The organism is Tumidithrix elongata BACA0141 (assembly GCF_036349135.1).
Taxonomy (GTDB): Bacteria; Cyanobacteriota; Cyanobacteriia; order Pseudanabaenales; family Pseudanabaenaceae; genus Tumidithrix; species Tumidithrix elongata.
Genome location: NZ_JAZBJZ010000015.1, coordinates 18,419 through 44,941, shown reverse-complemented (window position 1 = coordinate 44,941; position 26,523 = coordinate 18,419). Strand labels below are relative to the sequence as shown.

Here is a 26,523-nt window from a genome sequence, read left to right as displayed (position 1 = left end):
ATGACGAACGTAGCAGAAACTCTTTTAGGTGGCAATCAAGCCATTAGAGGATACAAGCGAAACGGTACTTTTGCCCCCGCAAATGCCGTTTCTGAGTTCGTTGATTTCGTCAAACTCGCTATTTCAGGTGCTTTCTCGTTTCAATATGATTCGGATTTGAGAATTGTGTCTTTGCAAGCCGATCAAAATACCAGCAATTACACGATTGCGATCGCAGATTTTAACGAAAACGTTTATTTCTCAAATACATATCAGGCTTTGGTTTATGACCCTGCTTATCTGATCGTACCAGCGGGTCACAAGGTCATAGTTACGCCGATCGCAAATCTAACTAGATTGCGTTTAGTCTCTCAAATCATTGCAGTTCAAGACATCATTTCTTTGAGGTAACAAAAAATGGCTTTATATCCTAGTAGCAATTTTACTGGTTCATTGATTCCAACTCCTTCGACTAACCCTGTCGTGGCATCGGCAACGATTGGTACGTCCTCATCGCAGATTTTAGCGGCAAATGCCACGAGGCAAAGCTTTTCAGTCTATAACAACAGCAACAGAACCATAGCTTTAGGTTTTGTAACTGGTGTTACTTTGACTGCAAATTATTTCACTCTAATACCTGCAAATGCGCTCTATGAATGGAGTCAGGAAGCGATTCCTACGGGTGCGATTTTTGCGATCGCATCTGGTGCTAATGCTGCTGTTCAAATTAGTGAGTTAAACCCATGATCAGACCGATTCAGACTATTACAAAATTGGCTGAATCGACTTTCAGATGTAGTTGGGTGGGTGTCGAGAACAGCACGTTAAAGCTTAATTTTGACGTGCTGATCGACCACTTCCAACTAGAAGGAAAGTTTTGTCTAGTTCACTGGCAAGCCAAGCCTAGAAACTTCAGAAAGTGGGGTGTTTACTGCCATTCAGCGGATGCCTATTTCTCTGTTAAATTTGACAAGTTGATTTTTGAAGAGGGGATGACGGTAAAGGCTTTGCAGATTCCAGATAAGGTTACTCACACCATACCTACTGCTGTGCTGATCTACCTAAATACTTATGTTCAAGAAAATGATGGTTTGATATGGATAAAGAAAGCAGGAGAGGGGAATCTATGAGTTTAGGGGATATGGTTTCAGTTATCGCTCTCTGCGTGACAATTAGCGGCGTACTCGTTGCTGTAGGTAGGTTTGTGGCTTCTCAAAAAAGCATTGAGAGTGTACTTAGTCGCATTAGCGATAAGATGGATGCTTATGATAAGAGAATGGATAAGATGAGTAACTTTATGGTCAGGGTTGACCAAAGAGTTATGAATCTTGAAACCCGCGTCATAGGCGAGAATAACTCAGCGAGGGAAAGAGAGTCTGATGTCTAGCGGATGTATCTTTGGAGGCATAAAGAAGGCATCTGCACCCGCGTCATTTAACTTGACGACGGGTGTTATTTGTTCCGTATTTGGAGTCACTCACCCAGCCTGTAAGGTGTTAGATGTAATTTTGCCTAACCTTGCTGGAGGGGCGCTTGGTGTAGCTGCTAAGTTTGGCTTAAAAATCAAGTCTAAAATGTTAACTCGATTGATTGAGGCTAAGGAGAAATTCGATAAATTAAAAAAGCCTTACGATCAAATAAAAGCCTTAATTGATTTGTTTCCTGACCCAGATATTCCTACAGCTGAATTTTGCTTAATTGACCCGCCTGACTTCCCTGAAGACATTACCTATGCCGATGTTTTTGAGGCTTTTTCAGGGGTTCCAGTATCTACTTGGTTTGGGAATTCAAGCCTGCTAGAAAAAATTGCCGATATCTATGCATATCAGAAGTGGTATGAATTCTGTGAGTGTCGGACTAGTCAAGAACCAGATCCGCCAAACGTGCCTACAGTTCCTACTGTGCCTAGCATTGATGATATAGACTTCCCTCCCAATGGCTGTTTAGAATTTTATCGCGCTGCTGTGATTGGAGAACTAAATGGAGCTAACTCAAGAGCGGCGGCTTATAACGGATTTTTAGATCAGGCTGTCGCTGGTGGACTTTCTATAAGAAATCAGGAAGTAATACCAACAATCTGCACGGACCCGGATAAAAATCTGGCTGATCACTGTCAATTGTTTTTGGTGGGTTCTTTTAACTCTTGCTTATGTTATTTCTATATCCCTGTAAAAGTAAGTTATTTCGCTATTCTTGTCGGAGATATCTCGCAGATAACAGGTTGTAACGGCGTTGGGTCAGGTTGTCAGATTATTTCAGAAAGTTCAGTGCAAATTCAAGTTCAAATCCCAATGCAGTTTAAATTTGGGATATCTGGTGACGGGGAGGATTGCAACTTGCCACCAGCACCAAATTACGATCCACCCCCTGTACCCGATCCTGATTTGCCTGGATTCTGTGATTTTTTTCCTGAAGCCTGTGCAAATGGGTGCGGCGATCATGGCAGTGGTACTGGTAGTTGTGTACCTGAAACTACGACTGTAAAAGTATGGCAATCGTGCCGTAACTTCACAATGGAATCGCGAGAGTTATTAACATCAAGCGCTTCGCCTACCCCAACCCCTACCCCAACCCCTACACCAACCCCAACCCCTACACCAACGCCTACCCCTACACCAGATTGCTCAGGTGCGTATTCTTATGCCTTTCCAATCGGTCAGTCTAATGGAAATAGTTTTAGTTGCTCACAATTGAGCGCTCTGTTAGCGAATTTTGAAGATAGTACCTTGAATGGTCAAGCTGGTTTTGATGTATCTTGTGACCCTGATTTAACCCAGGGTTACATAGACGGTTTTAACTCAACTTGTAATTAGCGATGGATGGGTATTACTTTCTTGCCCGCTGGTTATTACTAGGCTTTGGCTTGCTGCCATAGTTGGGGAAGATTAACCAGAAGATGCCACGGACTGTTACAGCTATGCCTAGCAGTGGTAGGAAGGGAATGCGAGTAAGGACAAAAAAGAACCAGAGAGTCAGACCTGTAGGAATCAGCAAAGCACCGAGTAAACGCTTGTTCATGATTTTCTCGCAATTGGTATCTAAATTTTAGACGATTAAAGGGGCTATGTAGCCCCTTTTTGCTTTGGTAAATTGTGCGATCGCTTAATCTAAATCTGCTTTGTCTGTCATGAATAAATAACCACCAGCAAATATAGCGCCAAAGCCAAGGACTAAATCCCACAGATTGATTGAACGAACAACTATAAAGCCACTTGAAAACATTGCAATAAAACTTCCAACGATCGAAGTTAAGGCGTAATTTCTGTTTCCCAACCCTCCAAAGAAAAGGGTGGCAATGCCACCTAACAATAAAGGGATCGAAAGATCTGCTAATAAATTTGAAAAAGGTGGATTGAAAATTACGGTATTAAAAGTGATGGTTTTTCCTAGAAGGTAGATACCAAGAATCATTAAGCCTAAGCCGATATATTTCACCATGATGTTTTGGTTGTTAATTCAGGATGCGACTGAAGAATTTTCAGAATTAAACCTCAAAGCCAAATAGTAAAACCTCGCATCGTCTGGCAGGGCATCCACTAGTTTATCGAAAGTGTCTTGTCTTAGATTTTGCTGCTTCCCCGTTTTGAATTTACTAATTACCTCTGGAGCAACCCCTGATTTTTCAGAAACTTCAGCGGCTTTTACATGAAATGTTTCGAGTGTCTTAAAAAAAGCAGTCTTGCTATCCATAGCAGCGTTACAACGAAATATATATTGCATTATCTCTTTTGTTGTTAAATCTCACAATGTGAGAAAACTCTACTGTTGATGTATTCTTTAGAAAATTAGTGAGATGTAACAATGACCCCTGAAGAATTTGTCAACAGCCCTTTAAGTCATATAGCCCAAGTAACTGAGATAGATAAGAGTAACTGGAGTAAGTTTTTTAATGGACACCTACTAAGTGAAAGAACTCTTAATAGAGCTGCAATCAGCCTAATCATGAAGCCTGAAGACCTTTTGAGAGCAATTAACATAAGAAGATCCAAAAACAGTCTTGTGAAATCTCACAATAGCTGATATGTTTTAAATAAGTTGTCATTTATCACAACAAAAGAACCAAGACAACCTATCACCCAACAAGGTAATCACCATGTGTCACAGGAACATTAACACTCCTAGCCAACAGCCTACTGATGGTTTTCAGATGCCAGACCTTTCTGCATTTGCCTCAGTAGCAGGCATTAAGATTCCCGATCTAAGTGCCGTCAGCGTACCCATGCAATTCATGCCATCAGACGATAAGGCAATGCAGGGTGGGATGGTTGCATTACTTGGAGTAGGACTAGGGGCTTTGCTTGTATCAGAGTTTGCTGGCTTGGGGAAAACTACCCAGCCCGCAGCTCCCCCAACAGATCAGACCAACCCCTATCGGTCTAACCCATTTAGAGGCAATCAAACCGTCAAGGATATCGAAAAGGCTCTGCTACTCAAACCATCGTCATACCAACGTGATGAAATCTTGAAAGAGTTGGCTAGATACCCTGAAACGATGCCGATCGCAAACTTACCCGAACAGGCGATCGCTCTAATTGCTGGCTAAAAAAACAGAGCGATCGCCACTGCGATCGCTCCTATCAACTTCACCCACATCATACCAACCATGAAACCAACAGATTTGACACCAGGCATGTCCTTTTACTTGCTAGACACCGACATTGCAGGTACGCAAGTAAACGTTAGATATCAATGCTCCCAATCGCACCCAGACGGCATCTACGCCACTGGCTTACGAGTCTTTGAAGAAGGTACGTTAAACAATCCTTTCTGGGTTCCCAATTTCACCGATATCCAACTAGCCGACTAATCACCAGCGGGGCTACCAAGCCCTGCTTTTTCATTACCAAAAATAACACCATGACCAAACCACTCACCTACTTTGTCAACCTGTCGCCTGAATGCGATCGCGAGATTATCTCACTGTCACCTCAAGAAAAGCTCGATCTTGTTAGAGCCATAGTCGAAATAGTACAGAGCGACATCAGAAACCCTATTTCTAAATAACCAACCAGCGATCGCACCCTGACCGACGGGGGCGATCGCTTCATTTATTAGAGAAGAAAAACACCATGACCAAACCAATCACCTATTACCTACATCTGTCTGAAATCACTGCTAGAGAGCTTGAAACCCTATCTATACAGGAAAAACTAGCCCTCGCCAAAGGTCTGATCGAGTTGTCCCAAGAAGAAGTAAGAAACAGAGAAAAGAGGTAAAGCCATGAATCACAACTACCATAAGGCAAGAGTCAGAGGTAAGCACTGGGAGGGTAACCAACTTCGCGGCTATGCCACGATTGACGGCTTAGATATTCACGTCACCTATTCCAAGGTGATCGGATGGTTTTTTATGGATCGAGAGCATTGTTTTCACTACATTGATGAGCCTGTTGTCCCGTTGGAGGTGGTAAGTGAACGAAGCTGATAGAGAAAAACTAGTAGTTAGCTGTGCCTGTCTCTTCCTTTTTCACACAGCAGAGATGCGCCCCCCTAATAGGCTTCCCAGCGTTAAGGAATATCAAAGGCACGAAACGGCTAGAGAACGCGCCCTCTATCAAATGGCAAAGGCTCTAGGCTGGGAAAATTTGTCCATTGATGGACAGCTAACCCTCCCTCAATGGAATGCTGCCATTCAGCATATTTCACAAATGCAAAAAGAGGGGAATTTGCCCAATGTCTAGAAAATGCCCTAACTGCAACCGACCGACCGCAACGATAAGACAATTCGCATCTGACGAGGGCATCTATACCTCGATCAGATGCTCTTCTTGCAACCACAACGAAATCAAGCAAGAGCAGACTGTCCGTAAATTTTTTGAAACTTAAAAAGGAGAAAGAATTAATGATTTACTACTACATCCAAGTTCCAAAGCCATACAATATCGCTTTTAATCAAGCACCTATTAACAGTGATGGATGGTACACGAAACCAGAATGTTTCAAAACCCTTGCAGATGCAAGATTTCATGCAGTGAAGGTTATGAAGAACCCGAAATGTCGAATCGTCAGAATGGAACTAGTCGAAGAAATTCTAGAAGTCTCGTAAAAGTTTGCGATCGCATGGAGAAAGCAGATGAATCAAAACAGACTGGCTCAGAAAATCGGCAAAGTAAAAGCACAAGATTTTTTTGACAGATTTCGCACAGGCACACTTGTTACTACTTCCAAGTTTAGCCCTACTCCATTAGGTCGCATCACCCGATGTCATCCCCATCTAGGAAAGGTCTCAGTCAGGCGTTTCATGGATGGGCATCGGCGTGTTTATCCTGTGTTTTCTATCATCATTTTGTAACTATGGATAAGACGGAAAGACGAATACAACGCCTTGAAAATCAAGTGATGGCACTCAAAGAAGAGCTACTCGAAACACTTCGAGTTTTATATGCGATCAAGCTTCAACTAGTAACTGAAAACTATGGAGAGAACGAGGTAATCGAAGATGCTTTTTTGACTCTGGACAAAGGGAAAATCAAAGCGATCGCAGAGCGAATCAAACAAATCAAGCGATATGAAACGAATTATTAACCATGCCATCAGCACTAATATTTGATGAACTCTCACCAGCGCATCTCAAAGAATGGGAAAGCACAGACCCTGAAATCGTTAAGCTCAATGTCCAAACCGTAACTGATGAACGAACGATCGCTCATCTGCTTGGCTGGAAAACTGGAAGATGGAAAAGCGGCTGGAAAAATGGCGGCGGCTGGGTAGTTTGGGGAGATAGTTTAGGACGTGACACTCAGCATGCAGGTTTGCAATTCAAGCCCGATAAACCTCGTGTCATTAACATTGGGGAAAAAGAAAAAACTCTCAAGTACGAATCACCACTAAAAGCAAATAAAGAAGCGGCTCCAGAGCCGTTATTTTTGCGAGTAAGCGATCGCATTTGGGAAAGTATTGCCCGACGGTGGCAAGTGCCAATATTGCCCGACGATCTAGCCAAAGGTTTTTGGTCATGGGTCAAACAAAATACCCAACTACCAATCCTGATTACTGAAGGAGCCAAAAAAGCAGGGGCTGCACTCACGCATGACTTTATTTGCATCTCTATTCCAGGTGTCAGCAACGGACAATTTGAGGGTCGTATCAACCCACTGCTCAAAGATTTTGTCACCACAGGTCGATCGATTTACCTTGCTTTCGATAGCGATTTACATATCAAACGTGAAGTAAGGCATGAGTTAGACCGTTTGTCTCGCCTCATCGCTCGCAAAGGTGCAGTACCAGAAATTCTAATCTGGGACTACCACGAAGAAACCAAAGGGTTAGATGACCTGATCGCTGCCAAGAGGGGGCAGATATTAGACCATTTGTTAGAAACTGCAATCACCTTTGAGCAATATCGCAAGCAAGAAATATTGGAGCTAGAACGCAGTGACCCTGATGAATTTCCTATCTCTGAACATTTCAACCAAATTGCTCAAAAGAAATTATTTAGCGATCACCGCTGGGTTTGCATCAATGACACCTTGCACTACTGGACTGGAACGCACTATGAACCCAGTCCTGATGCAGTCGAAAAGAGAAGAATCAGCCAATTTTGCAGCACGTTCAGCGTTTTCGATCATCGTACCAACACTCGCAGCTATAAATATGCCAACGAGCAAAGCGTAAATGCTGTTTTGAAATGGGTGAAAGTTATATTTGGCGTTGATGCCCTCATCGTCAATCCGTCTGGTTTGAATCTTGCCAACGGTGTTTTAACGATCGAATGGCAAGGGAAAGAACCCCGCTGGACATTGCGAAAGCATCACCCAGAATTAATTTATACCTACTGTTCAAAGGTTAAATACGACCCAAAAGCCGATCCTGAACCATGCGATCGGCTATTAATTGCCCTGGACGATGCCCAACGCGATGTATTTTTAAAAACCATTGCTGCGAGTTTGGATTTACCAAATGTGCGTAAGTTCATGCCCGACCGGTTGCGAGGTTTATTGTTGCAGGGTGATGGTTCCAACGGTAAAGACACGCTCAGAGAGTCAATCGCTGAGATTTTTTCACGAGGGATTACAGGTTGCTCTCTGCGAGATTTCCAACAGTATGACGAGGGCAAAAAATTTCCACTGTCAAAGCTGGAATATTCGCGCATCAATTGGGCATCGGAAAATCACTCGCGTCTAAGTTTGGATAGTTTGCAAAGTCTAAAAAATGTCTTGACAGGCGATCCGATCGATATCGAGCGCAAAAGTCAGGATGATTACAGCATCAAACCTGCCTGCATTGTCCTGTTGAACTGTAATGAAGCCCCTTCAATTGTTGGCGCACAAAAGGCGATCGAGTCTAGGTATGCGATCGTCAAATTTGCCAAAACTTTCACGAGTCACCCGCAATCACCAGACGAGCTACCAGCCGACCCAAGATTTAAAAATGACCCAGATTTTTTACAAAATTACGTCTGTCCGTCGTTGCTGAATCGTTTGCTTGATGCCCTTGGCAGACTGATGCAAGAGGGCATCGACTATAAGCCCTTAGCAGGTGCAATTCAGGATGCAAAAGAGTCATCGTGCCATTTGATTAGATGGGCTGCCGATATAAATCTCGAACAAGGTAACGGACGCATCAAGTTAGGTGATTTATTTGAAAGTTTGAAATCTTGGTACGTAGATCAGGGTGTTTTAGACATCGAACTTACAACAAGTGGCAAAGAAAAACTGGAATGGTTAGATGAGGGCAATAAATTCGATCCTTGGATAAAAGCACCTCGCCTTATGAGAGCTGCATTAACCAAAATCTTTCCTAGAGTGCGTTTCAGCGAAAAAACAGAGTATGGGTTCTTTGCTATAGGTATTCAATCTATAGATTTTACAATTTCTCCTAATTTTGGTTCATTTGGTTCAGGAAAAGAAGAGAAAGAAGACACAGAAAGAGTTTCAGTGGCTGAACCAAATCCTGAATCAAATAATTTAGGTTCATTTTTCCTGAACCAAAACTCGGCTGAACCAAATTTGCAGGCTGAACCAAATTTTTTAGCCGCTGAACCAAAAAAACCTGACAACCACGCCATTCCTGAACCAAATGAACCAACTGAACCAAATTTGAAAGTGATTAATAATTACTCAAACAAAATTGAAAATTCTGCACAAAAAATTGAAATTGGCGATCGCGTGATCATTGCAAATTTATCGGCAATGTTAGAGCAACGCCCAGGAATGCTCGTAGAGTTCCAGATTGCCACCTACGAGGTGCGAAGTTTTCAAGGTCATAAAGCCCAGTGCTATTACAAAGGACGAACTTTCAGTATTCATAAAGACTGGTTGGAAGCGATCGCTAAAAAGTCAGAGGTGCAGCATGGCTAGAAGTAAATCAACACCAAACTTTGTCAAAACTGAGGATCTTTTAGAGGTTTTAAAGTGCGATCGCGAATATCTGATCGGCTTGGTCAAAGATGGTAGTTTGAAAATTGGCATTCATTATTTAGACTTGCGATCTAAGAAATCTCAGAGAGCCATGTATAGATGGCATTTTGATAATTGCGTTAAGTACTTTGCAACGCCACCAGATGAACGGGTGCAGTAGGTCGATCTGCTCTCATCATCAACAGGTCATAAACCCGCTGGTGATGTCGATCGTCTATCCAGTGGTGATAGAGGTCTGTGTGAGTTTTGACCGAGTGACCCATTTGTTGCGCCGCGAGTTCTATGGGCAAGCCAAACTCGATCGCTCGCACAGCCCAACAATGACGCAAATCCAATAAATGAAATGGCATTTTCCCTCTGCGAAAATATTGAGATGCTCTTTCACTAAGTTCTGAGTTATTGCGTCCTGTAATTTTTGGTGGATTGACTTGATTTAGGTTCCAAGCTTCACACCATTCTGGATATAAAGCCCATACTCTGCGCCGCCCTGTTTTGCCATCTAACACGGTTAAAACTGGAAAATCACTAAAGTCAATTTGAAAAACTTCATGAGACCTTAGCCCATATGCTGCAACCATGCCGTAGAACCACTGCCAATTAGGATTTAAGATTTTGGTGAACCAATCAGCGATCGCGCTGTCATCTGGTAGGTTACGCGGCGTAACTTCTCTGGGGGAATATTTGCCGCTGTAAGGCTTAGCATCAAATTCTATTCCAGCAAATTGAGCCAATGCACCAAGCACCATACAGCAACGCTTTCGAGTTTTTGTGTCTGCATCAGTGCCTAGAATCGTACTTAGCATTAACTCTCTCGTGAGCAGTTCGTCCGACGGCAGTTTTCTGAAAATAGACAAATAATCTTTTTGATAAGTTGTCTCTGTTTTAGGCGATCGCTCTCGTTTTGAAAAATAATCAGTCTCAAATTTAGTCACCAGACTTGAAACGGTGGGGACATCTGTATTGATTTTGAGATATGGAGACCAATTAAACTCTTTGCAGGCGAGTAAAGCCCCTATTTTCCTTGCTTCTGCTTCTGCGGCGCTAAGCCCTGCACCACTGGCATAAATCCCCAAAGCAATTCTCTGCTGATAAGCATCGATGCGATCTGAATCTGGCTTGGGTGGCAATGTTGCCCTTAGATATAAATGGTTACCCTTTTGCTCAATTCTTACGCCAACATTCGCAACTTTCAATCTACCGTTTGCTTGTGCGATCTTGCCTTCAATCATGGTGACTAAACTTTGCCTAAAATTTTACCTATATCCAAGGGTATCAGTAGGTATCTATAGGTATAGCTAAAAGCAACCAGTTACTGAAACCCTTTCAGGTATTAGCTTTTTACTTATTTTTAGGCATGACAGAAATGCCAGGAACGAGACTTGAACTCGTGACACGTGGATTTTCAGTCCACTGCTCTACCAACTGAGCTATCCCGGCGTTTTTTGCGCTTTATGAATATAGCACTTACGAATGAACTTCATCAAGTGCAATTTAGAAAATTTTCAAAGTTTTTTCTAGGAGGCAAATTTATTGCCAATAAAAAACTCCACCCGTAAAAATCTGAGAATCTAGAGGTGGAGTCAATGTATTGTCAAAACCGAGTATTGGCAATATCGAGATCTAGCTAATCCATTCTGGAATTGCTTCTTCCTTGGTATTTGTCCGACGCTCTAGGGTCTGGCGTTCAAACTTGAGGTGAATCGAACGATTTTGTTCGCCATCTGCAGCTACCGCAAAGATCGGATAATCAACAATGCCATCTTGGAAGGACATGTGGTGGCGGAAAGTACCATCGGGGCTGAGTTTAATTGGACGACCGCCGATCGTAACATTCGCATCAGGTTCAGTTGCCCCATAGACGATTAGCTCAGCATCGGCAACGAGCCAGAACTGACGGGGACGAGAGGATATAGATCCAGAGAACAAGCCAGCGCCTGACATCCCAATGCCTGAATAGTTGATGCCGGAAGCGCTCAGCGCACCTGCTGCCAACAAGCCTGCCCCTGATGGGAAGACATGGGAGCTGAGAGATTCGATGCCTGCCCCAGACATTTGCATCGAGCCATACAAGGAACCTGCAACACGTTGCGCTTCGACGCTGCGAGCCATGTTAAAGATTTCGTCGTAGAGGGCGTCGCCAACACTTGGGCTTTGTGTAGCTTCGACCTTTTTGCGGCTAGGAGGTACAAGGGTAAACAGGGTTTGACCGTTAAGGTTCTTTTCCCAAGGTACGGTAATAAAGTGATCTTCTACCCAGTCCGAAGGATAGGTAGGAGGAATGTGAACGTTTGCCGAACGAGCAAGGGTTAGCCAACGTCCATCGGCACAACGGTACCCGATTTCAACAACATAGTCGCGATCGCTAATGGGGATAGGCAAATACCATTCTCTTGCCAATTCGTCACAGTGATATTCTTGAACGTTGTTGGGGGCTTGGGTATTGATGTCAATGTCAGTGACATCGTATAAACGCAGTGCAAGTTGTTGGCCACCCTGATGTCTGAGACTTTCTTTAGCCGAATTAGGGATGTCCCAATAAACATATCCCCATTGAGGATCGCGGGGCATGATCACAATACGGCTTTCCCCATAGCCTAGGGGGAGATCGCCAAGGGGTTCATCAACCGCAGATAGAACTGCTGAGGTTGGTTCTTCGCTTCCTAAATCAAATTTTGTTGCTTCCACGATTTCTTTGATCTCCGAGTTACTGTTTAATCTATTAGGGACAACATTTGCTGCCATCATTGCAACTTGAATAGCAGAAAGCAGTTGAGACTTTCGCATACGGCTGTAACGAGAGACTTCAAATTCGGCAGCTACTTTGCGTAACTGTCGCAAAGTCATTTCTTCTAAAGGGGGACGCTCTTTTGCCATGTAAGTTTTACCTCCGATTATTACTTTTAATCCCGTATCAGATGTGCTCTGCAACACAGCGACTCTTTGCTTGAATGTGTTGTGGGATCAGCTTTGGTTCAAGGCATTTTTATAGTCCACAATTGGTATTGTTGCCAAACAATGTTCGTTGGTCAACTTCTGCACAGCTTAATTTTTGGGCTTGTCACAGTTCCTTAGGCATGTAAGCAAGCATAAATACTTAGTCGAAACCCAGTTTTGATCGAGGTTTCATCTAAAACACAATGGGGATCGATGCGGGATCAATAATGTTATGATCCCCTGACATTTTGATCCCGCTTACCTTTCTGAAGATAGAAAGGGGATTGTCCCAAAAGCCATAAAATTAATTTAAAGACAGATAACAAAATTGATTCATGAAAGAGAAATATACTCAGCTAGTTTCTAAGTCATTACAGTGCTTACTGATGGTGACTCTTGTGTTTGTGACTAGTCTGATCGGATATGGCAACACACAAGACGCGATCGCGGCAGGTTTGTTTACCAGAAAAGTTGACATCACAAACCGCGAACTCATTGAACGCGTCAATGCTGGGATGACTGGCAATTATGTCGAAGACACCAAGTTACTTGTAGCTAGCCTACGCACTGCTGTGACTTTGCCACCAGATGCTCAGGATAAAGACAAGATCCAGACTGAGGCTCACTATAAGATCAATGCTTATTCTTCTCGTTACCGAGCCAATCCAGAAAAAAATTCGCTTTACTCGTTTACAACTTTAAGAACTGCGCTCAATGCGGTTGCCAGTTATTACAACGGTACCAGTCGTCGATCTGTACCCCAAAAAGTACGCGATCGCGTCTTAGTTGAGCTAGATCGTGTAGATACCGCCTTAAGCGAAGGTCGATAAAATACGTATTTGATTCTCAGGAAGTCCCCCTATAGCTACCCAGTAAATCTGGAGGCACTATAGGGGGCTTTTTAGCTTGTTCAGTCTCCTGATTTTGATAATCTTGGGGTTAGTAAGGAGTATTATTAGGTACGAAAAACATGAAAAGTCGGTAAGCCGAGTTTGGAGTAGCACAATTGTCAGCAACAATTTATGAAGTGCTGCTTGATAGTGAGTTTGTTGAAGAACTCCACCAAACCAGTGCTAGAGAGTTTTGGTATCGATTTGTAGCAGTTATATGGCAGTTCTCAGCAAGAGAACCGCTCAAAGGTTTGCTATTTACCCATAGTCCCTATGTATTACTAGATCGGCAGTCAGAAGACCTGCACACTTGGGTATTTACGACCAGTGATTCCTCTCTGTTACATACGGGCACATTACCGATCGCCCATACCCAAGTTATCAAGCTTTCTAAGGATGACCCACTTAAGTCTGAGTGGTTGTGTCTTTTGCTCACTGAATCCTTAAGTGTGATTGCTTTGGCTTCCGATCGCAGTCAAAGCTGTTTGATCTCTATGCATCCTCAACCGATTCAACAAGCGATCGCTGTGCTCAAACAACGCATCACTAATTCGGAGCAACTCGCCCTATTAGAATCTCAACTCAAGCAGTTCCCACCTAAACTGCCTCCGTATCAGGTAATGTCGAGATTTGGGGCTTTGCTACTGGCACAATCGGTCAACCAAGAACTACCGATTCCTGAAATTCAAGAAGTTGACATCATTAAGGCAATTACCCATGAGGTGCGAACGCCCCTAACCACGATTCGCACTCTGGTTCGTTCTTTGATGCGGCGTAAAGATGCTACGGCTGATATTAAGCGGCGGTTAGAGCAGATCAATGCTGAATGTACGGAGCAAATAGAACGGTTCAATCTAATTTTTGAAGCGGCTGAGTTAGCTGCTTACCCAATTCCTTTAGAAGCAACTTTTATTCAGGAATTGTTAGAAACTCAGATCTCACGTTGGCAAGAGCAAGCAAGTCGCAGACAAGTTAAGTTCGAAGCCAATTTACCGACTTATATTCCTGCGATTTTGAGTAACGCGAAACTACTACAGCAGGTACTCAACGGTTTGGTCGATCGCTTAATTCGGAGTTTTCCGCCTGGTAGTCAGATTCAAATGTATGTGACCGTAGCGGGCGAACACTTAAAGTTTCAGTTTTTATCGTTACCCGAACATGCTGAGAATCGCAAGTCGGTTCGGCAAAATTCACCATTACTTTCGCCGTTACTTTCGCCGCTACTCAAAGCGGTTGGGCAATGGCTTATGCTACAGCCTGAAACGGGAACCTTGAGCTTAAGCCTACCGATTACGAAGACAATTTTGCAGGCACTGGGCGGAAAATTAACCGTGAAGCTTCATCCCACCAGTGCTTCTTATGATGGCGAAATTCTCACAATTTTTCTGCCCTTTTATCATGCTGAAGAATTATCCTAGTAGTCCACGATTAGTTGAGGATATACGGAATCTAGAAAATTTTTTGGGTATGTTTTTTGAAGGGTGAAAACCTTCAAAAATTCTTGATAGAACACTAGCTCAAACTTGGGCGGATTCCATAAAGCCGATAGCGCCAATAGTCTCGTAAAATTTGCTCGTGGTCAAAGCATAGGGGAGTTGGCATTTCCCACGCATGAAATAAGCCTAGATTTTTGGCATCATCATCGGCTTTGGGTTCGCCTTTTGCCTCTGCTAGAAACACCGCACTAATCGTATGTTGGCGGCGATCGCGGTTGGGGTCAGAATAAAAATGAAATTGACTAATTAACTCAACCTCAAGCCCAGTTTCCTCCTTAGCTTCGCGCCTTGCCGCATTTTCTAAACTCTCGCCATAGTCAACAAATCCACCAGGAATCGCCCATCCATGCGGCAGATTTCGCCGTTCGATCAGCACAATAGGGATATGGGGGCGATCGATCATGGCAATAATGATATCTACGGTGGGGGCGGGATTACGATAGGTCACTGTTTAAATTGGCGAATGAAGTGATTTGTACTTTGGAGCCGTTTAGCACCCGAAGGTTAAGCAGATCTGAAATCTAGAATTGCTATATCAAATTTAATTGAAATTGTGACGAAGCGGAATTTGTGTTCCGCCTAGAAAGCAGACTTTTATAAAAAAGTGGTATTCATTGCAGAGATTAATTATTAGATGGTTAACCCGTGAATAGTAGCAATGACTTGGGTAGTGACAGCTACAAAAATCTAGTTTTGGCTAAGCTATCATGCTGAATTATGTTTACGAACTTCAGTTCTTTACAAGTTAGTTGATTAGCAATCCGAGCGAGAGCAAAAAATTCTAAGCAAAAAATTAATCTCACAAGGGCTTGGTAGTTATGGCACACCACTAAAAGCTAGTTATAGTTTTTAGTCTGACTATTGGATCATTACTGAAGTCTAAGCCCAAGTGGACTACTGAATTTAACTTACTATAGAAATTTGAGCTAAACCTCAAACTTGGCAGGAGCGTGTATTTTGATCCCGATTAGTATTCAAATTGTCGAGGGTAATCCCAATCTTGCTTCACTTTTAGGTTGGCATTTGCAACAAGTGGGCTACTCAGTGATTCAAACTGCGGGTTTACCACAAGCAAAACTAGTGTTTCAAAAGCAGCAGCCCAGCTTGATCGTCTTAAGCTCAGACTTGCCCGATGGTGATGGCATCGAACTTTGTCGTTGGATGTACAAGCAAAGAAAGGCGCTGATCTTTATAATTTCTGCCCATGCTGCCGAAACCGATGTGGTGGTTGGTCTAAAAGCGGGAGCTGACGACTATTTAGCTAAACCCTTTGGGATTCAAGAGTTTTTGGCAAGAGTAGAAGCCTTGACTCGACGCATTCGTCAGGGGGCTCCTCCAGCCTATTTGGACTATGGCAACCTTAAAATTGACCTCGTGCAACGACAGGTAAGGCTAAAGGGGATAGCCATTGACTTAACGCCACAGGAGTTTAGTTTGCTTTACGTATTGGCACAGGCAGAAGGTGCGGCGATTAGTCGGGCTGAACTTTTGCAAAGAGCTTGGCCTGATGAAATCAATAACCCTCGCACGGTGGATACGCATGTTTTGTCTCTCCGCAAAAAGATTGAACTCGATCCGCAGCAACCCAATTTAATTCAAACCGTGCGGAATGTGGGCTATCGATTTAATACAGATGCTTTGATGCGATCGCCCGTTCGTAACAATCTAAACACGACAACAGTTAGTTCCAATCCAACAAATCCCAATCCTAACCTTGCCTCTCAAATCCCTAATCGTGTTTTTGCCAAGTATTGAGCAAGTAGTTCACTTGATTAAAAGGTAAACACCTTGTCCTAGTTTGTGAAGTTCTAGAATCATACATATCAAGCGGAAAGTTTTCGTTTATTCTGGCGTGAGGGAGCTAGCTTGTTTTGTGTTCGCGATCTCTAGCGCATTGATTAGATTAAGTAATTGTAAACGTAGCGTTAGTTTGCCGATCGCTGCAACCTATAATTATGCTCATGATAGAACATGACGTAATTATTGTTGGTGGTGGGCTGGCAGGATCGAGGGCAGCCGTTGCGATCGCGCAAACCAATCCCAATCTTAGTGTGGGCTTGATTTCTAAAGTGCATCCGATTCGATCGCATTCGGTGGCTGCACAAGGGGGGATTGCGGCAGCACTCAAAAATGTTGATGCCCATGATGACTGGCTCACCCATGCCTTCGATACAGTGAAAGGCTCAGACTATTTAGCCGATCAAGATGCCGTCGAAATTCTCACCAAGTCAGCAGCAGAAGTAATTATTGACCTAGAGCATTTAGGGGTCTTGTTCTCGCGTGCTGAAGACGGGCGCATTGCCCAACGAGCTTTTGGTGGACATACAAACAGTCGCGCTTGCTATGCTGCGGACAAAACGGGGCATGCAATTTTGCACGAACTGGTGATGAACCTGCTGCGCCTTGGTACCAAGGTATATCAGGAATGGTATGTGATGCGGCTAATCTACGAAGAAGGTGAAGTCAAGGGTCTGGTCGCCTATTGTCTAGAGACAGGCGCGATCGAAGTCTTTAAAGCCAAGGCGGTTCTATTTGCTACAGGTGGCTATGGGCGCGTGTTTAACACGACTTCCAATGACTACTCCTCTACTGGAGATGGTTTGTGTCTTACTGCGATCGCGGGGCTACCGCTACAGGATATGGAATTTGTACAGTTCCATCCCACTGGTTTATATCCTGTTGGAGTATTGATTTCTGAGGCAGTGCGCGGAGAGGGAGCCTATTTGATTAACGATCTCGGCGAACGCTTTATGGGAAATTATGCGATCAGTAAGAATAAAATGGAACTATCGCCCCGCGATATCACTTCGCGCAATATTGCCCAAGAGATTCGTGAAGGTCGTGGTATCAACGGTGGAGCTTATGTACATCTAGATGTGCGGCATCTAGGCAAAGAAAAGATTATTAGTCGCATTCCCTTTGCTAGAGAAGAAGGAATGCGCATGTTAGGAATTGACTGCATCGATCGCCCGTTACCGATCAGACCCACCGTCCATTACTCCATGGGTGGCATTCCCACCAATATTGATTGTCAGGTGATTGGGGTAGATAGTCAGCCGATCGCAGGCTTTTTTGCTTCAGGGGAATGTGCCTGTCTGTCTGTACATGGCGCGAATCGCCTCGGCGCGAATTCTTTGTTGGAATGCGTCGTATTTGGGAAACGCTCGGGGGAAAAGGTGGCTGAATATGCGAGCGATCGCCCCATGCCTAAATTCGATCCTACAATCTATCAACGTGAAGCTGAGTCCAAAAACAAAAAACTGCTTACCCATCAGGGCAATACACGCATCGCCGAACTACGTCAGGCATTACAGGATTTAACCACTGAGCACTGCGGTATCTTTCGCGATCGCACCAGCCTCACAGAAGGTTTAGAGAAATTGCAGGGACTCAAACATCGCTATGCTGAGGATCTACATCTTGACGATCGTGGCGAAGTTTTTAATATGGAATTGACGGCAGCTTTGGAATTGGGGAGTCTGCTAACTGTGGGTGAAATCATTATGACAAGCGCTTTATCGCGGCAGGAGAGTCGAGGTGCTCACTCGCGTAGCGATTATCCCAATCGCGATGACAGCAACTACCTCCAACATTCGCTTGGTTATCTGGATGGAAATACAGTAAAGACTGCTTTTCGTCCCGTAAATTTGAGCTTACAGGCTGTAGACCGCGATCGCTTCACACCGCAAGAACGCAAATATTGATTTTGGGCTAATCTTACCTTCGTTTTGCCTCTTTAGTTTTAACGGACTTCTCTTCTCATTCCTGATTATTCGGGGACTTGAGGATTTGATATGATTAGATTAGAATCAGCAAATCATATGTACCAATGTACCAAACTGTTTAATTATCGTGAATTAATAGAGCGGTAAAGTTCGTGTTGATTCCTTTCTGGCTTCATGAGAAATTCTTATTGTTAGGCAGTTGTTGTGGAGATTACAACCCAAGACTATTGTGTTTGGTACGATCGAGAAAAAGATACTACCTTCTTGAAGGGATTTATTCGATTAAATGGAGAATTGGAATATAAACCCATAAAGAATCTACTCGTTGATATTGCTGTACAAAATGGAGCGATTTCTATAGATCTTCAAGAGCTAGAGTTTCTCAATAGTTCAGGCATTAATATGCTATCAATGGTCGTACTTGCTTTGCGCAAAAAAGGTGACATTCGCGTTATTTTAAGAGGTTCTAGCCAAGTTTTGTGGCAGACGAAATCATTAAAAAATTTGCAGCGTCTCATGCCCGACTTGCAATTAGAAATGAGCTGACTTATTGATTCTGATTAGCAATTTCTCTGTGAGGAGATCTTTATTCGGAACTGAAATCCTGCTATCTTTTTTGAAACTATTAGGCTGGTTTACGGTTTGAAAACATAGAGATAACTGAACTAGCAGAATAATTTTGGATGTAGTGGAACAACCGATTTTCGGCTAGCAAACAGGAGAAAGTCGATTGATGAATCTAGCAATAGTAGAATATGCTAAAGCTAACGCTCAGTCAGTCAACCTCATACTTTACATTCCTTCATGCTTTTGCTAGGTGATATTGCTCCGTCACTCGCACTATCGATTCAAGTCGGTGCTGTAGTTGTTTGGTTGGGCTTTGTATTCTCTCTATCCGCGATTTTGCGACAGTTTGGCAATAATTCAGAACTCGTGCGGAAGGTTGTGCATATCGGCACAGGCAATGTGTTGTTGATTGCTTGGGGACTACAGATTCCGCTATGGCTCTGTCTGATCGCAGGTGGATTGTTTAGTGCGATCGCCTATTTATCGTATTACACCAATATCTTGCCCATGCTCAATGGTGTGGGACGCAAGACCCATGGCGTATTTTACTATGCAGTCAGTATTACGCTTTTGGTTGCCCTGTTTTGGCGGATCGATCTCCCGCAATTTGCCGTTGTGGGCGTGATGGTAATGTCATGGGGTGATGGAGTTGCCGCACTTGTGGGGCAGCGTTGGGGCAAGCATAGCTATTCTTGCTTGGGAAATAAACGCACCTTAGAAGGCTCCTTGGCAATGCTGGGCGTAAGTTATTTGATCGTGGTACTTGTACTATCCCTTGCAAACGGATGGCTCGGGGGAGGGAGTGAATTGTTTCACTCAAGTTCCCATCATTGGCTGATCGCTTTACCTGTTGCTGCGATCGCCACCTTATTTGAAGCTTTCTCGCCCGGAGGAACAGATAATCTCACCGTGCCATTATCGAGTGCTCTGCTCTGCTACACCCTCAACTCTGGGCTAACACCGTTCTAAACCTGATAGGATAAATACACGCTCTTGGGGATCGTATATTCTTGCAAGCCTAGCAGAATATTCTCCTGAACTAGTTTTTCATGTTTTTAAAGTCATTAGACTGAAGGTCTTTCAGCAAGCAAAAGTTTAAGCAGCCCCTTCTATGCCTCAAGATGACTGGTTAATTATTGGTAAGATTGTATCCACGCAAGGTCTTAAAGGAGAGTTACGAGTATTATCTTACTCAGATTTTCCCGAAAGATTTGAGCAAGCAGGCAAACGTTGGATCTGTCCAACTGAGACTGCTCCACGCCAAGCAGTTGAGCTAATTAATGGGCGTTGTTTGCCCAACAAATCTGGTCTCTATATTGTGCGGCTAGCGGGGATTGATACCTGCGATCAAGCAGAGGCTTTACGAAATTATCTGTTTGTGGTTCCAAGTAGCGATCGCCCTACCTTAGAACCAGATGAATATCATGTTTCCGATTTAATCGATTGTGATGTGATACATCAACCAACAGGTAAGTTATTAGGTAAAGTGATTGGCATTATGACCGCAGGAAATGACTTGCTGGAAGTACAAAACCAAGACGATCGGCAAGTTGTCTTAATTCCCTTTGTTAAGGCGATCGCTCCCATCGTCGATCTCGATCGTAAATGTATTGAAATAACTCCACCCAATGGTCTGGTGGATCACTGGCTTTAAGTAATCTAAGCTTAAACTAACAGAAAGAAAAAACACATTCTAGGAAGATAGGCTGTGGCAAATCAGGAACACCTCAATTTAATTAACCAAGGGGCAGCTAACTGGAACCATTGGAGAGAGCAAAACCCCAGTCAAGGTGTTGACTTGAGCATGGTTAATCTCAACAATCTCGATCTCACAGGCATCAACTTGAGTATGGTGAACCTGCGGGGTGTCAAGTTTAGTGGCATCGATCTTAGTAATGCCAATCTCCGTAGCGCTGACCTCAATATGGCAAATCTGCAAGGGGTTAAACTGCAAGGCGCTAATCTCAGTATGGCGTACCTAAGTATGGTAAATCTCAGCGAAGCCGACTTGAGCGAAGCTAACCTTACGATCGCCGATCTAAGAGGAGCAACCTTGAAGCAGGCTAATCTCTATAAAGCCGAACTCAACATGGTTAGACTGAGCATGGCTAATTTGGTTAATGCCAATTTAGTCGGGGCAAATCTAATTAGTGCCAATCTCAGTAAAGCCGATCTAAGTAAGGCAAACTTGATGGGAGTCGATCTGAGTCGGGCAAACCTCAATGAGTCGAATCTCAGTTATGCAACCTTAAATGTTTCCTGTCTTGTGGGGACTGACCTGATTGGTGCAAATTTAATCAGTACAGACTTTAGCGAATCAAATCTCAACCGTGCTAATCTGATCGGCGCTGATTTGTCTGGGGCAAATTTGAGTGAATGTGACCTTGTGGGAGCCGATCTAAGAGGCACAAATCTAAGTGGGGCATATCTCAGCGGAGCCGACCTCAACCGCGCCGATTTGCGGAGGGCTCTATTGGTTGGGGCAAACCTTAGTAAGGCAAATCTTGATGGAGCCGATCTAACCCAAGCCAATTTAACGGGTGCAACCATGCCCCATGACTATGAATTCTCAGATCGTGAAGGGTAAAACGCAGATTAAAAAATTGAGGTTTAACATCCTGACTCAATTACTCTAGAAGCATTTGAGAAATATGCCAATTGTTACAGTAAATTAGCTTCAAAAGCACCACAGACAGAAATCTAAAGTACGCTCTGCGAGCTAAACTTTGTGGTGGATTTGTTAGAACTGCGGCTTACCGCAGTGCCCCTAGCAGAGACAATCTTTGTGTTTGAGGTTTGCACGAGAGGCAGTATTGAGGATATTGCATCTCAAGCTCGAATTGGTTTCTAAATATTACAGAGATCAAGAGTTCTAGGTAAATTCATAGATTCAAAAGTGTTGCTTTTCTTTTTTTTTTCTGTAAAATTTAAACTGAAAGATTAAACCTAAAACTACAACGGTGGGAAAGCACATGAGAATTTTCTTTAGATATGCCCACGTTAATATAAAACCTGTAGTTTAGATCCCCGATTTTTTTCGTAAACCTGCAATTTTTTTTTGTATGAAGCAGAAAAAGCTGGGGTTCTTTGTAGCAATAAATTTTAGGTATAGCAATCGCCAGAGAGGTTAAGACAAAATTCTCCTCGTTGGTCGAGCGCAGCCGAGGCCTAATTCGTCCTATTAGACTTGGCTACTGCTATATATTTCACTAGAGATTTGATAAACATCCAAACGGGGTTTCATTATGACCATTCAAGATATCTCAGTAGATATTCAGTTGCCTAAATCATCAAAGGATATTGATAGATTTTCTCTCTCTCTTCACCAAAATTCTTTAAAAACACTTTTTGAGGCGTGGGAGCATTCGCAAGCCTCTAAAGAGCTTAGGCACTACTGCGATAAAAGGCTTGATGAAAACGAAATAGCATCTGCCATTGATGGTTCTGGTTGCAATGATACTGACAGGTTGCCAAAAGTTGATCATCTTGAGCAGCAAAAAATCTTGGAAGCTTTATCAAGTTTGGAAGCAGATAAATTTGATGCTTATATTAGCTACTTTCTTCAGTCCTTTAGCAATTGGAAAAGTCACTCCCAAAAGGCTCATGAGGAACTAAATTTATTGCAAAAAGATCAGTCCTCTGCAATGAAATCTGCACAACAAAAGATTTCTTCAATTGATAATGATATTAGCGAAAAGGAACGGAAGATTGAAAAATACAATCTTAAGATTATGTTGGAATTATCACTTCTAGTTTTAGCGCTTATCTTCGGTGCAGTGGGTGGAATATTGGGGGTACTTATTGTAGTTAGTTTGATGTACTTTTGGCGCATTAGTACTGACTAATTGTCCGAATTTCAAAATCAAAACACAATGTAGAAATCAACTACAGAAAAAATAGACATGGCAAGTATTTTTGATCTAATCGGTAAAAAAATTGCAGTGCAACAAGCGATTGAACGTTGCATAGCAGAAAAAGAGAATCGAAAACGAGAACTTGACGAGCTAAGTCAGCTTCATCCAAGAACATATCAACTAAGATATGAAGTTTTGAATACGATGCGCGAAAAACTTCAACTGGAAGTATCATATCGTTTCTCTTTGGTACTTGAGTTTTTGAAGACTCTGGCGAAACAAGAAGGTGAGTCTCTAGAAGACTTTTATCAAGCTATAGGGTTATCTACTAACAAAATATCCATATCCCACAAGCTACAGGATCATGTGATCAGAATAGTTTTGCCAGAGCAAAAGTTGGAAGAGCTTGATACGACTTCTAGACAAATTACTCCTTCTTGGCAAGATAAGCGATGGTGGGATGAAGGAATCTTAAATAGCTATAAACCAAGAATAGAAGGACTTGGACCAATGGTGATTAGGGCTGGGACGCTTCATCAAATCAAGACACAAAAGAGTAAATTTACTCTCGATCTCATTGAATTAAACCTTAGCGAACCAAGGAGTGGAATATTACTTAAATCACTTTTGCAAGATTGCTACACCAGTTTGGATGATATTCCACTTTTATTACAGTGTCGCTCGTCTAATCAATTCTCTAATAAGTTTGGGCATATTGCTATCTTCACCAACAGCGCTGAAACCAGACAAGCCGCAACTGTTGCACTTGAGTCGATCGCCTTGCGTGCCATTGCCACTTTCCCCGCTCGTAAATTGCAAGGCATCTTCATCGATCCTGTCAGCATGGGAAACACATTCCCATTCAAGAGCCTACCCGAAGAAATTCGCGGTAAGCGTACTTATACCACCAGTGATGACATTCAAGAACAATTGCATAAGTTGATTGGACATACCGAGCAAGTCATCCAAAACTATCTCAGCCGTGATTACGACAATATTGAGGCATACAACGCCGCCGCCGAAGCTATTCAAGAAGCTTATCGTTATCTGTTTATTGCAGACTTCCCTAGCAAATTTGACAATCGCTCCTTTGAGTATCTCAATAGCCTTTTAGTTAATGGTTCGAGAGCAGGAGTTTATACGATTATTCACATTGACGAAACCCTAGAAAAACCACGAAACTTTAATTACGATCTATTCAAAGCACATTGTCAAATTTTGCGCCCCGCTGATCGCGCTTACAATGGCGAACCGCTATTTGTCTATGAATCGCCCGAAGCACCGATCATTTGCTATGCGACTTTGGATAAACCACCAGAAAGCGATCGCTTTAACCAGCTCACCGCCATGATTAGCAGGGCAAGTGGAGAAGTCAAAGTTGATACCGTTGCTTTCTCGCAGCTATACCCTGAGAACCTATGGGTCGAAGACAGCCGCAAGGAAATTAGGACAGCGATCGGTGTCGCAGGTGCGCGAGAAAAATTAGAATTCTGGCTAGGACAAAATCCCAAGGGTTTAGAAGTTAGTCAATCGCTGCTCTTTGGTAAACCAGGGGCAGGTAAAAGCTACACCTTGCACAGCATCATTAACGGATTAGCTATGCGTTATGCTCCAGATGAACTAGAACTTTATCTATTGGACTTCAAAGAAGGTGTGGAGTTTCAGGTCTATGTCGATCCCGATCGCGGTGAAGATGCCGACTCAGCCCCTAGCCTCGATCTGTCTAAATCTCTACCCCATGCCAAAGTAATTTCTATTGAAAGCGATCGCGAGTTTGGTTTGAGCGTCCTCCGCAAAGTCAACGAGCAGTTTCAGATTCGTGCTAATGAGTGGAAATCTATCTCCAACGACATTACCAAGGTTGCAGAATATCGAGATAAAACCAATGGCAAAAAGATGCCCCGCATCCTCATTGTCATTGATGAGTTTCAAGTCCTATTTGAAGACAACGACAGCATTTCTGCTGAGCTAAATCAAATCTTTGACACCATTGTTAAAAAAGGTCGCGCCTTTGGCATCCATCTATTACTAGCCTCGCAATCGCCCAACATCAAAAACATTACCCGTAGCGTCTATGACCTGATCGACCTGCGGATGGCAATGCAGATGAATCAAAATGTTGCTGCAATGACTCTAGCGGAAGGCAATACCGATGCAGTGGATTTACTCGATCGCCCTGGGCGAATTATTTACAACGCAGACTTTGGACGCAAAGGCAGTAACGAAATTGGTCAAGTTGCCGATGCCTCCACAGGCGAACGCAAAAAAGCCCTACGCAAAATCCAAGAAACAGTGCAAGCCACTGGCTACCAACGCCCACCCACCGATCAACTGGTGGTGTTTGATGGTAGACATCCCACCCGCCTCCGAAATAACGGACTATTAACAGTTTTAGCCTCGGCTGATACTTGGCTCAGTCCTGCGGATATCAAGGATGTCGTCAATGAATCGAACTGGCGGGTTCGTGACTTTCCTAGCATTGCATGGGTCGGCGAAGCAATGCAAATTGGCTACCATAGCCGCGCCATCTTCCGCCGCCGCACTCGTAGCAATATGCTGTTAGTCGGCAACATCGAAGAAAATATCTTTGGTATTCTGGGCGGCGTTTTGACCAGTCTTGTTTGCTGCCATCAACCCCAAAAAGCTGAATTTCACATCATCGACTTATCCGATGAAGACGATCGCGGTAGTCACTGGTCAAGCATGACGCTTGATTTCCGTGAAGCCTTCTCGCAGTTTCTCCCAATTACCATTGCTAAAGACTTCGCCGATCGCGATCACCAAATCAGCAAAGCTGCAACTACCTTGCAAAACATCTCGGCAGAATTTGAGCGCCGCAAACAATTGCGCGAAGCCGATCCCGATACGACTAACTTTGGGGCTTCGATCTTTTTTGTGGCAGCGATCGGCACGTTAGAACGTCTGAATAGCTTGCGCCCCACCGTTGACAGTCGGGGTAATCCCGATATGTCCGATGATGCGAAAAAGATTTTAGCGATCGCCTCTCAAGGTGCAGAACTTGGTATTCATCTAATTCTCTGGGTGGAAGGCATCAAAACATTAAATCAACTATTTGCAGGAAAAGAGCGTATTTCCCTAAGCAATTTTGACCTACGGATTGGCTTAACCATGCCTACCGATGACTCCCGCGCTCTATTCAATGAAACCCTAGCCGCCAGTCTCACTAAACTTCGCGCCTATTTCAAAGACGAAGCCACAGCCGCCAATTTGGAGAAATTCAAACCCTATGCTGTTCCAACTAAACAAGAATTTGCCACCTATGCGAATTATCTCAAACAGAAACGTATTGTGTAGAGGCAATTCCCCCGTGGTTGCCCTGATCCTCAGTAGGCACGCACCATCCGCTACCCCTACGGAATTTATTCAATCAAAATAACAGGAGAACTCTATGGCAAGAGATATAGATGTCAATATTGATGAATTGAGTCGGTTTATCGATGTCTTGAGCAATTTTCAAAGACAAGTCGGTGATGAGTTTAAGGAACTAGAAGCCAAATGGAAAAAATGTGATGAGTCTTGGCAGGGTGAATCCAAGGAACGCTTCACCAAAGAATTTGAGGAAACCACAAGTACGACTCAATCTGCACTTGATGCAGGCGAAGACGCGAAGAAATGGCTAGACCGATTTCTAGAAATTGTTGAAGAATTTGAAAGGAATTGAGGTGTTTAAGATCCCCGACTTTTCTTTGAAAGCACAGA

Annotated in this window: 33 protein-coding genes and 1 tRNA gene; 27 read left to right on the top strand and 7 right to left on the bottom strand. The window is 43.4% G+C overall.

Translation table 11 applies throughout. From position 1 onward, the window contains the following. The 5 genes from V2H45_RS05950 (at nt 1) to V2H45_RS05930 (ending at nt 2,792) form a co-directional block, all read left to right on the top strand. Nucleotides 1-390 (top strand): hypothetical protein, encoded by a 390-nt coding sequence (locus tag V2H45_RS05950; protein ID WP_330482705.1) that lies wholly within the window; start codon nt 1-3, stop codon nt 388-390. A gap of 6 nt (nt 391-396) precedes the next feature. After that, a complete protein-coding gene (locus V2H45_RS05945) occupies nt 397-726 on the top strand; it encodes a hypothetical protein (protein ID WP_330482704.1) in 330 nt (109 codons plus the stop codon). Then, entirely contained in the window at nt 723-1,109 is a 387-nt protein-coding gene (locus tag V2H45_RS05940; RefSeq protein ID WP_330482703.1) for a hypothetical protein, read from the top strand. Before V2H45_RS05945 ends, V2H45_RS05940 begins: the two co-directional genes overlap by 4 nt. A gap of 11 nt (nt 1,110-1,120) precedes the next feature. Next, on the top strand, nt 1,121-1,366 hold the full coding sequence (locus V2H45_RS05935) for a hypothetical protein (protein WP_330482702.1): 246 nt from the start codon (nt 1,121-1,123) through the stop codon (nt 1,364-1,366). Nucleotides 1,367-1,472: 106 nt separating this feature from the next. Further along, the gene (locus tag V2H45_RS05930) at nt 1,473-2,792 is read left to right on the top strand and encodes a hypothetical protein (RefSeq protein ID WP_330482701.1); all 1,320 of its coding nucleotides are present in this window, start codon (nt 1,473-1,475) and stop codon (nt 2,790-2,792) included. A 13-nt stretch (nt 2,793-2,805) separates the two neighbouring features. On the opposite strand, the gene V2H45_RS05925 is transcribed toward V2H45_RS05930, so the two are convergent. The 3 genes from V2H45_RS05925 to V2H45_RS05915 form a co-directional block, all read right to left on the bottom strand. Further along, nucleotides 2,806-2,997: a hypothetical protein gene (locus V2H45_RS05925; protein ID WP_330482700.1), complete on the bottom strand. Its 192-nt coding sequence runs from the start codon at nt 2,995-2,997 to the stop codon at nt 2,806-2,808. Nucleotides 2,998-3,081: 84 nt separating this feature from the next. Further along, on the bottom strand, nt 3,082-3,417 hold the full coding sequence (locus tag V2H45_RS05920) for a hypothetical protein (protein ID WP_330482699.1): 336 nt from the start codon (nt 3,415-3,417) through the stop codon (nt 3,082-3,084). Between the two features lie 18 nt (nt 3,418-3,435). After that, complete coding sequence (locus tag V2H45_RS05915; protein WP_330482698.1) at nt 3,436-3,669, bottom strand: helix-turn-helix domain-containing protein; 234 nt, start codon at nt 3,667-3,669, stop codon at nt 3,436-3,438. 403 nt (nt 3,670-4,072) lie between these two features. Here V2H45_RS05915 and V2H45_RS05910 point away from each other — a divergent pair, with 403 nt between their 5' ends. The 10 genes from V2H45_RS05910 to V2H45_RS05865 all read left to right on the top strand — a co-directional run bounded on the left by V2H45_RS05910 (nt 4,073) and on the right by V2H45_RS05865 (nt 9,497). Next, nucleotides 4,073-4,522 carry a hypothetical protein gene (locus V2H45_RS05910; protein ID WP_330482697.1) on the top strand — a complete coding sequence of 150 codons (450 nt, stop codon included), beginning with the start codon at nt 4,073-4,075 and terminating at the stop codon, nt 4,520-4,522. A 60-nt stretch (nt 4,523-4,582) separates the two neighbouring features. After that, on the top strand, nt 4,583-4,786 hold the full coding sequence (locus V2H45_RS05905) for a hypothetical protein (protein WP_330482696.1): 204 nt from the start codon (nt 4,583-4,585) through the stop codon (nt 4,784-4,786). 50 nt (nt 4,787-4,836) lie between these two features. Then, nucleotides 4,837-4,983 carry a hypothetical protein gene (locus V2H45_RS05900; protein ID WP_330482695.1) on the top strand — a complete coding sequence of 49 codons (147 nt, stop codon included), beginning with the start codon at nt 4,837-4,839 and terminating at the stop codon, nt 4,981-4,983. A 65-nt stretch (nt 4,984-5,048) separates the two neighbouring features. Beyond that, nucleotides 5,049-5,195 carry a hypothetical protein gene (locus V2H45_RS05895; RefSeq protein WP_330482694.1) on the top strand — a complete coding sequence of 49 codons (147 nt, stop codon included), beginning with the start codon at nt 5,049-5,051 and terminating at the stop codon, nt 5,193-5,195. A gap of 4 nt (nt 5,196-5,199) precedes the next feature. Further along, complete coding sequence (locus tag V2H45_RS05890) at nt 5,200-5,403, top strand: hypothetical protein (protein WP_330482693.1); 204 nt, start codon at nt 5,200-5,202, stop codon at nt 5,401-5,403. Beyond that, complete coding sequence (locus V2H45_RS05885) at nt 5,390-5,659, top strand: hypothetical protein (RefSeq protein ID WP_330482692.1); 270 nt, start codon at nt 5,390-5,392, stop codon at nt 5,657-5,659. The genes V2H45_RS05890 and V2H45_RS05885 overlap by 14 nt, the downstream gene beginning before the upstream one ends. Nucleotides 5,660-6,051: 392 nt before the next feature. Then, a complete protein-coding gene (locus V2H45_RS05880; protein ID WP_330482691.1) occupies nt 6,052-6,270 on the top strand; it encodes a hypothetical protein in 219 nt (72 codons plus the stop codon). 2 nt (nt 6,271-6,272) lie between these two features. Then, nucleotides 6,273-6,503 carry a hypothetical protein gene (locus V2H45_RS05875; protein WP_330482690.1) on the top strand — a complete coding sequence of 77 codons (231 nt, stop codon included), beginning with the start codon at nt 6,273-6,275 and terminating at the stop codon, nt 6,501-6,503. Nucleotides 6,504-6,505: 2 nt separating this feature from the next. Further along, the gene (locus V2H45_RS05870) at nt 6,506-9,277 is read left to right on the top strand and encodes a DUF3854 domain-containing protein (RefSeq protein ID WP_330482689.1); all 2,772 of its coding nucleotides are present in this window, start codon (nt 6,506-6,508) and stop codon (nt 9,275-9,277) included. Next, nucleotides 9,270-9,497 carry a hypothetical protein gene (locus V2H45_RS05865; protein WP_330482688.1) on the top strand — a complete coding sequence of 76 codons (228 nt, stop codon included), beginning with the start codon at nt 9,270-9,272 and terminating at the stop codon, nt 9,495-9,497. Before V2H45_RS05870 ends, V2H45_RS05865 begins: the two co-directional genes overlap by 8 nt. Here the strand turns inward: V2H45_RS05865 and V2H45_RS05860 are convergent. The 3 genes from V2H45_RS05860 to V2H45_RS05850 all read right to left on the bottom strand — a co-directional run bounded on the left by V2H45_RS05860 (nt 9,457) and on the right by V2H45_RS05850 (nt 12,211). Then, nucleotides 9,457-10,566 carry a site-specific integrase gene (locus tag V2H45_RS05860; RefSeq protein ID WP_330482687.1) on the bottom strand — a complete coding sequence of 370 codons (1,110 nt, stop codon included), beginning with the start codon at nt 10,564-10,566 and terminating at the stop codon, nt 9,457-9,459. The genes V2H45_RS05865 and V2H45_RS05860 overlap by 41 nt on opposite strands. Nucleotides 10,567-10,701: 135 nt before the next feature. Continuing rightward, nucleotides 10,702-10,774, bottom strand: a tRNA-Phe gene (locus V2H45_RS05855). A 183-nt stretch (nt 10,775-10,957) separates the two neighbouring features. Continuing rightward, nucleotides 10,958-12,211, bottom strand: a complete 1,254-nt coding sequence (locus tag V2H45_RS05850) for a DUF4912 domain-containing protein (RefSeq protein ID WP_330482686.1) — start codon at nt 12,209-12,211, stop codon at nt 10,958-10,960. 395 nt (nt 12,212-12,606) lie between these two features. Here V2H45_RS05850 and V2H45_RS05845 point away from each other — a divergent pair, with 395 nt between their 5' ends. Next, a complete protein-coding gene (locus V2H45_RS05845) occupies nt 12,607-13,101 on the top strand; it encodes a hypothetical protein (RefSeq protein WP_330482685.1) in 495 nt (164 codons plus the stop codon). 176 nt (nt 13,102-13,277) lie between these two features. Beyond that, the gene (locus V2H45_RS05840) at nt 13,278-14,579 is read left to right on the top strand and encodes a sensor histidine kinase (RefSeq protein ID WP_330482684.1); all 1,302 of its coding nucleotides are present in this window, start codon (nt 13,278-13,280) and stop codon (nt 14,577-14,579) included. A gap of 94 nt (nt 14,580-14,673) precedes the next feature. Here V2H45_RS05840 and V2H45_RS05835 read toward each other — a convergent pair whose 3' ends face one another. Next, nucleotides 14,674-15,105, bottom strand: a complete 432-nt coding sequence (locus V2H45_RS05835) for an NUDIX hydrolase (protein WP_330482683.1) — start codon at nt 15,103-15,105, stop codon at nt 14,674-14,676. 509 nt (nt 15,106-15,614) lie between these two features. Here V2H45_RS05835 and V2H45_RS05830 point away from each other — a divergent pair. The 10 genes from V2H45_RS05830 (at nt 15,615) to V2H45_RS05785 (ending at nt 26,485) form a co-directional block, all read left to right on the top strand. Continuing rightward, nucleotides 15,615-16,412 (top strand): response regulator transcription factor, encoded by a 798-nt coding sequence (locus V2H45_RS05830; RefSeq protein WP_330482682.1) that lies wholly within the window; start codon nt 15,615-15,617, stop codon nt 16,410-16,412. Nucleotides 16,413-16,618: 206 nt separating this feature from the next. Beyond that, the gene (locus V2H45_RS05825; RefSeq protein WP_408648738.1) at nt 16,619-18,361 is read left to right on the top strand and encodes a succinate dehydrogenase/fumarate reductase flavoprotein subunit; all 1,743 of its coding nucleotides are present in this window, start codon (nt 16,619-16,621) and stop codon (nt 18,359-18,361) included. 225 nt (nt 18,362-18,586) lie between these two features. Then, a complete protein-coding gene (locus tag V2H45_RS05820) occupies nt 18,587-18,928 on the top strand; it encodes a slr1659 superfamily regulator (RefSeq protein ID WP_330482680.1) in 342 nt (113 codons plus the stop codon). A 258-nt stretch (nt 18,929-19,186) separates the two neighbouring features. After that, nucleotides 19,187-19,918 carry a diacylglycerol/polyprenol kinase family protein gene (locus V2H45_RS05815; protein ID WP_330482679.1) on the top strand — a complete coding sequence of 244 codons (732 nt, stop codon included), beginning with the start codon at nt 19,187-19,189 and terminating at the stop codon, nt 19,916-19,918. Nucleotides 19,919-20,060: 142 nt separating this feature from the next. Then, the gene (gene rimM / locus V2H45_RS05810; RefSeq protein ID WP_330482678.1) at nt 20,061-20,603 is read left to right on the top strand and encodes a ribosome maturation factor RimM; all 543 of its coding nucleotides are present in this window, start codon (nt 20,061-20,063) and stop codon (nt 20,601-20,603) included. Nucleotides 20,604-20,657: 54 nt separating this feature from the next. After that, complete coding sequence (locus V2H45_RS05805) at nt 20,658-21,536, top strand: pentapeptide repeat-containing protein (protein WP_330482677.1); 879 nt, start codon at nt 20,658-20,660, stop codon at nt 21,534-21,536. Between the two features lie 141 nt (nt 21,537-21,677). Continuing rightward, a complete protein-coding gene (locus V2H45_RS05800) occupies nt 21,678-21,800 on the top strand; it encodes a hypothetical protein (RefSeq protein ID WP_330482676.1) in 123 nt (40 codons plus the stop codon). 394 nt (nt 21,801-22,194) lie between these two features. Next, nucleotides 22,195-22,794, top strand: coding sequence for a hypothetical protein (locus V2H45_RS05795; RefSeq protein WP_330482675.1), 600 nt, complete (start codon nt 22,195-22,197; stop codon nt 22,792-22,794). Nucleotides 22,795-22,851: 57 nt separating this feature from the next. Next, the gene (locus V2H45_RS05790) at nt 22,852-26,118 is read left to right on the top strand and encodes an FtsK/SpoIIIE domain-containing protein (RefSeq protein WP_330482674.1); all 3,267 of its coding nucleotides are present in this window, start codon (nt 22,852-22,854) and stop codon (nt 26,116-26,118) included. Nucleotides 26,119-26,212: 94 nt separating this feature from the next. Next, nucleotides 26,213-26,485, top strand: a complete 273-nt coding sequence (locus tag V2H45_RS05785) for a WXG100 family type VII secretion target (protein ID WP_330482673.1) — start codon at nt 26,213-26,215, stop codon at nt 26,483-26,485. Nucleotides 26,486-26,523 lie beyond the last annotated feature (38 nt).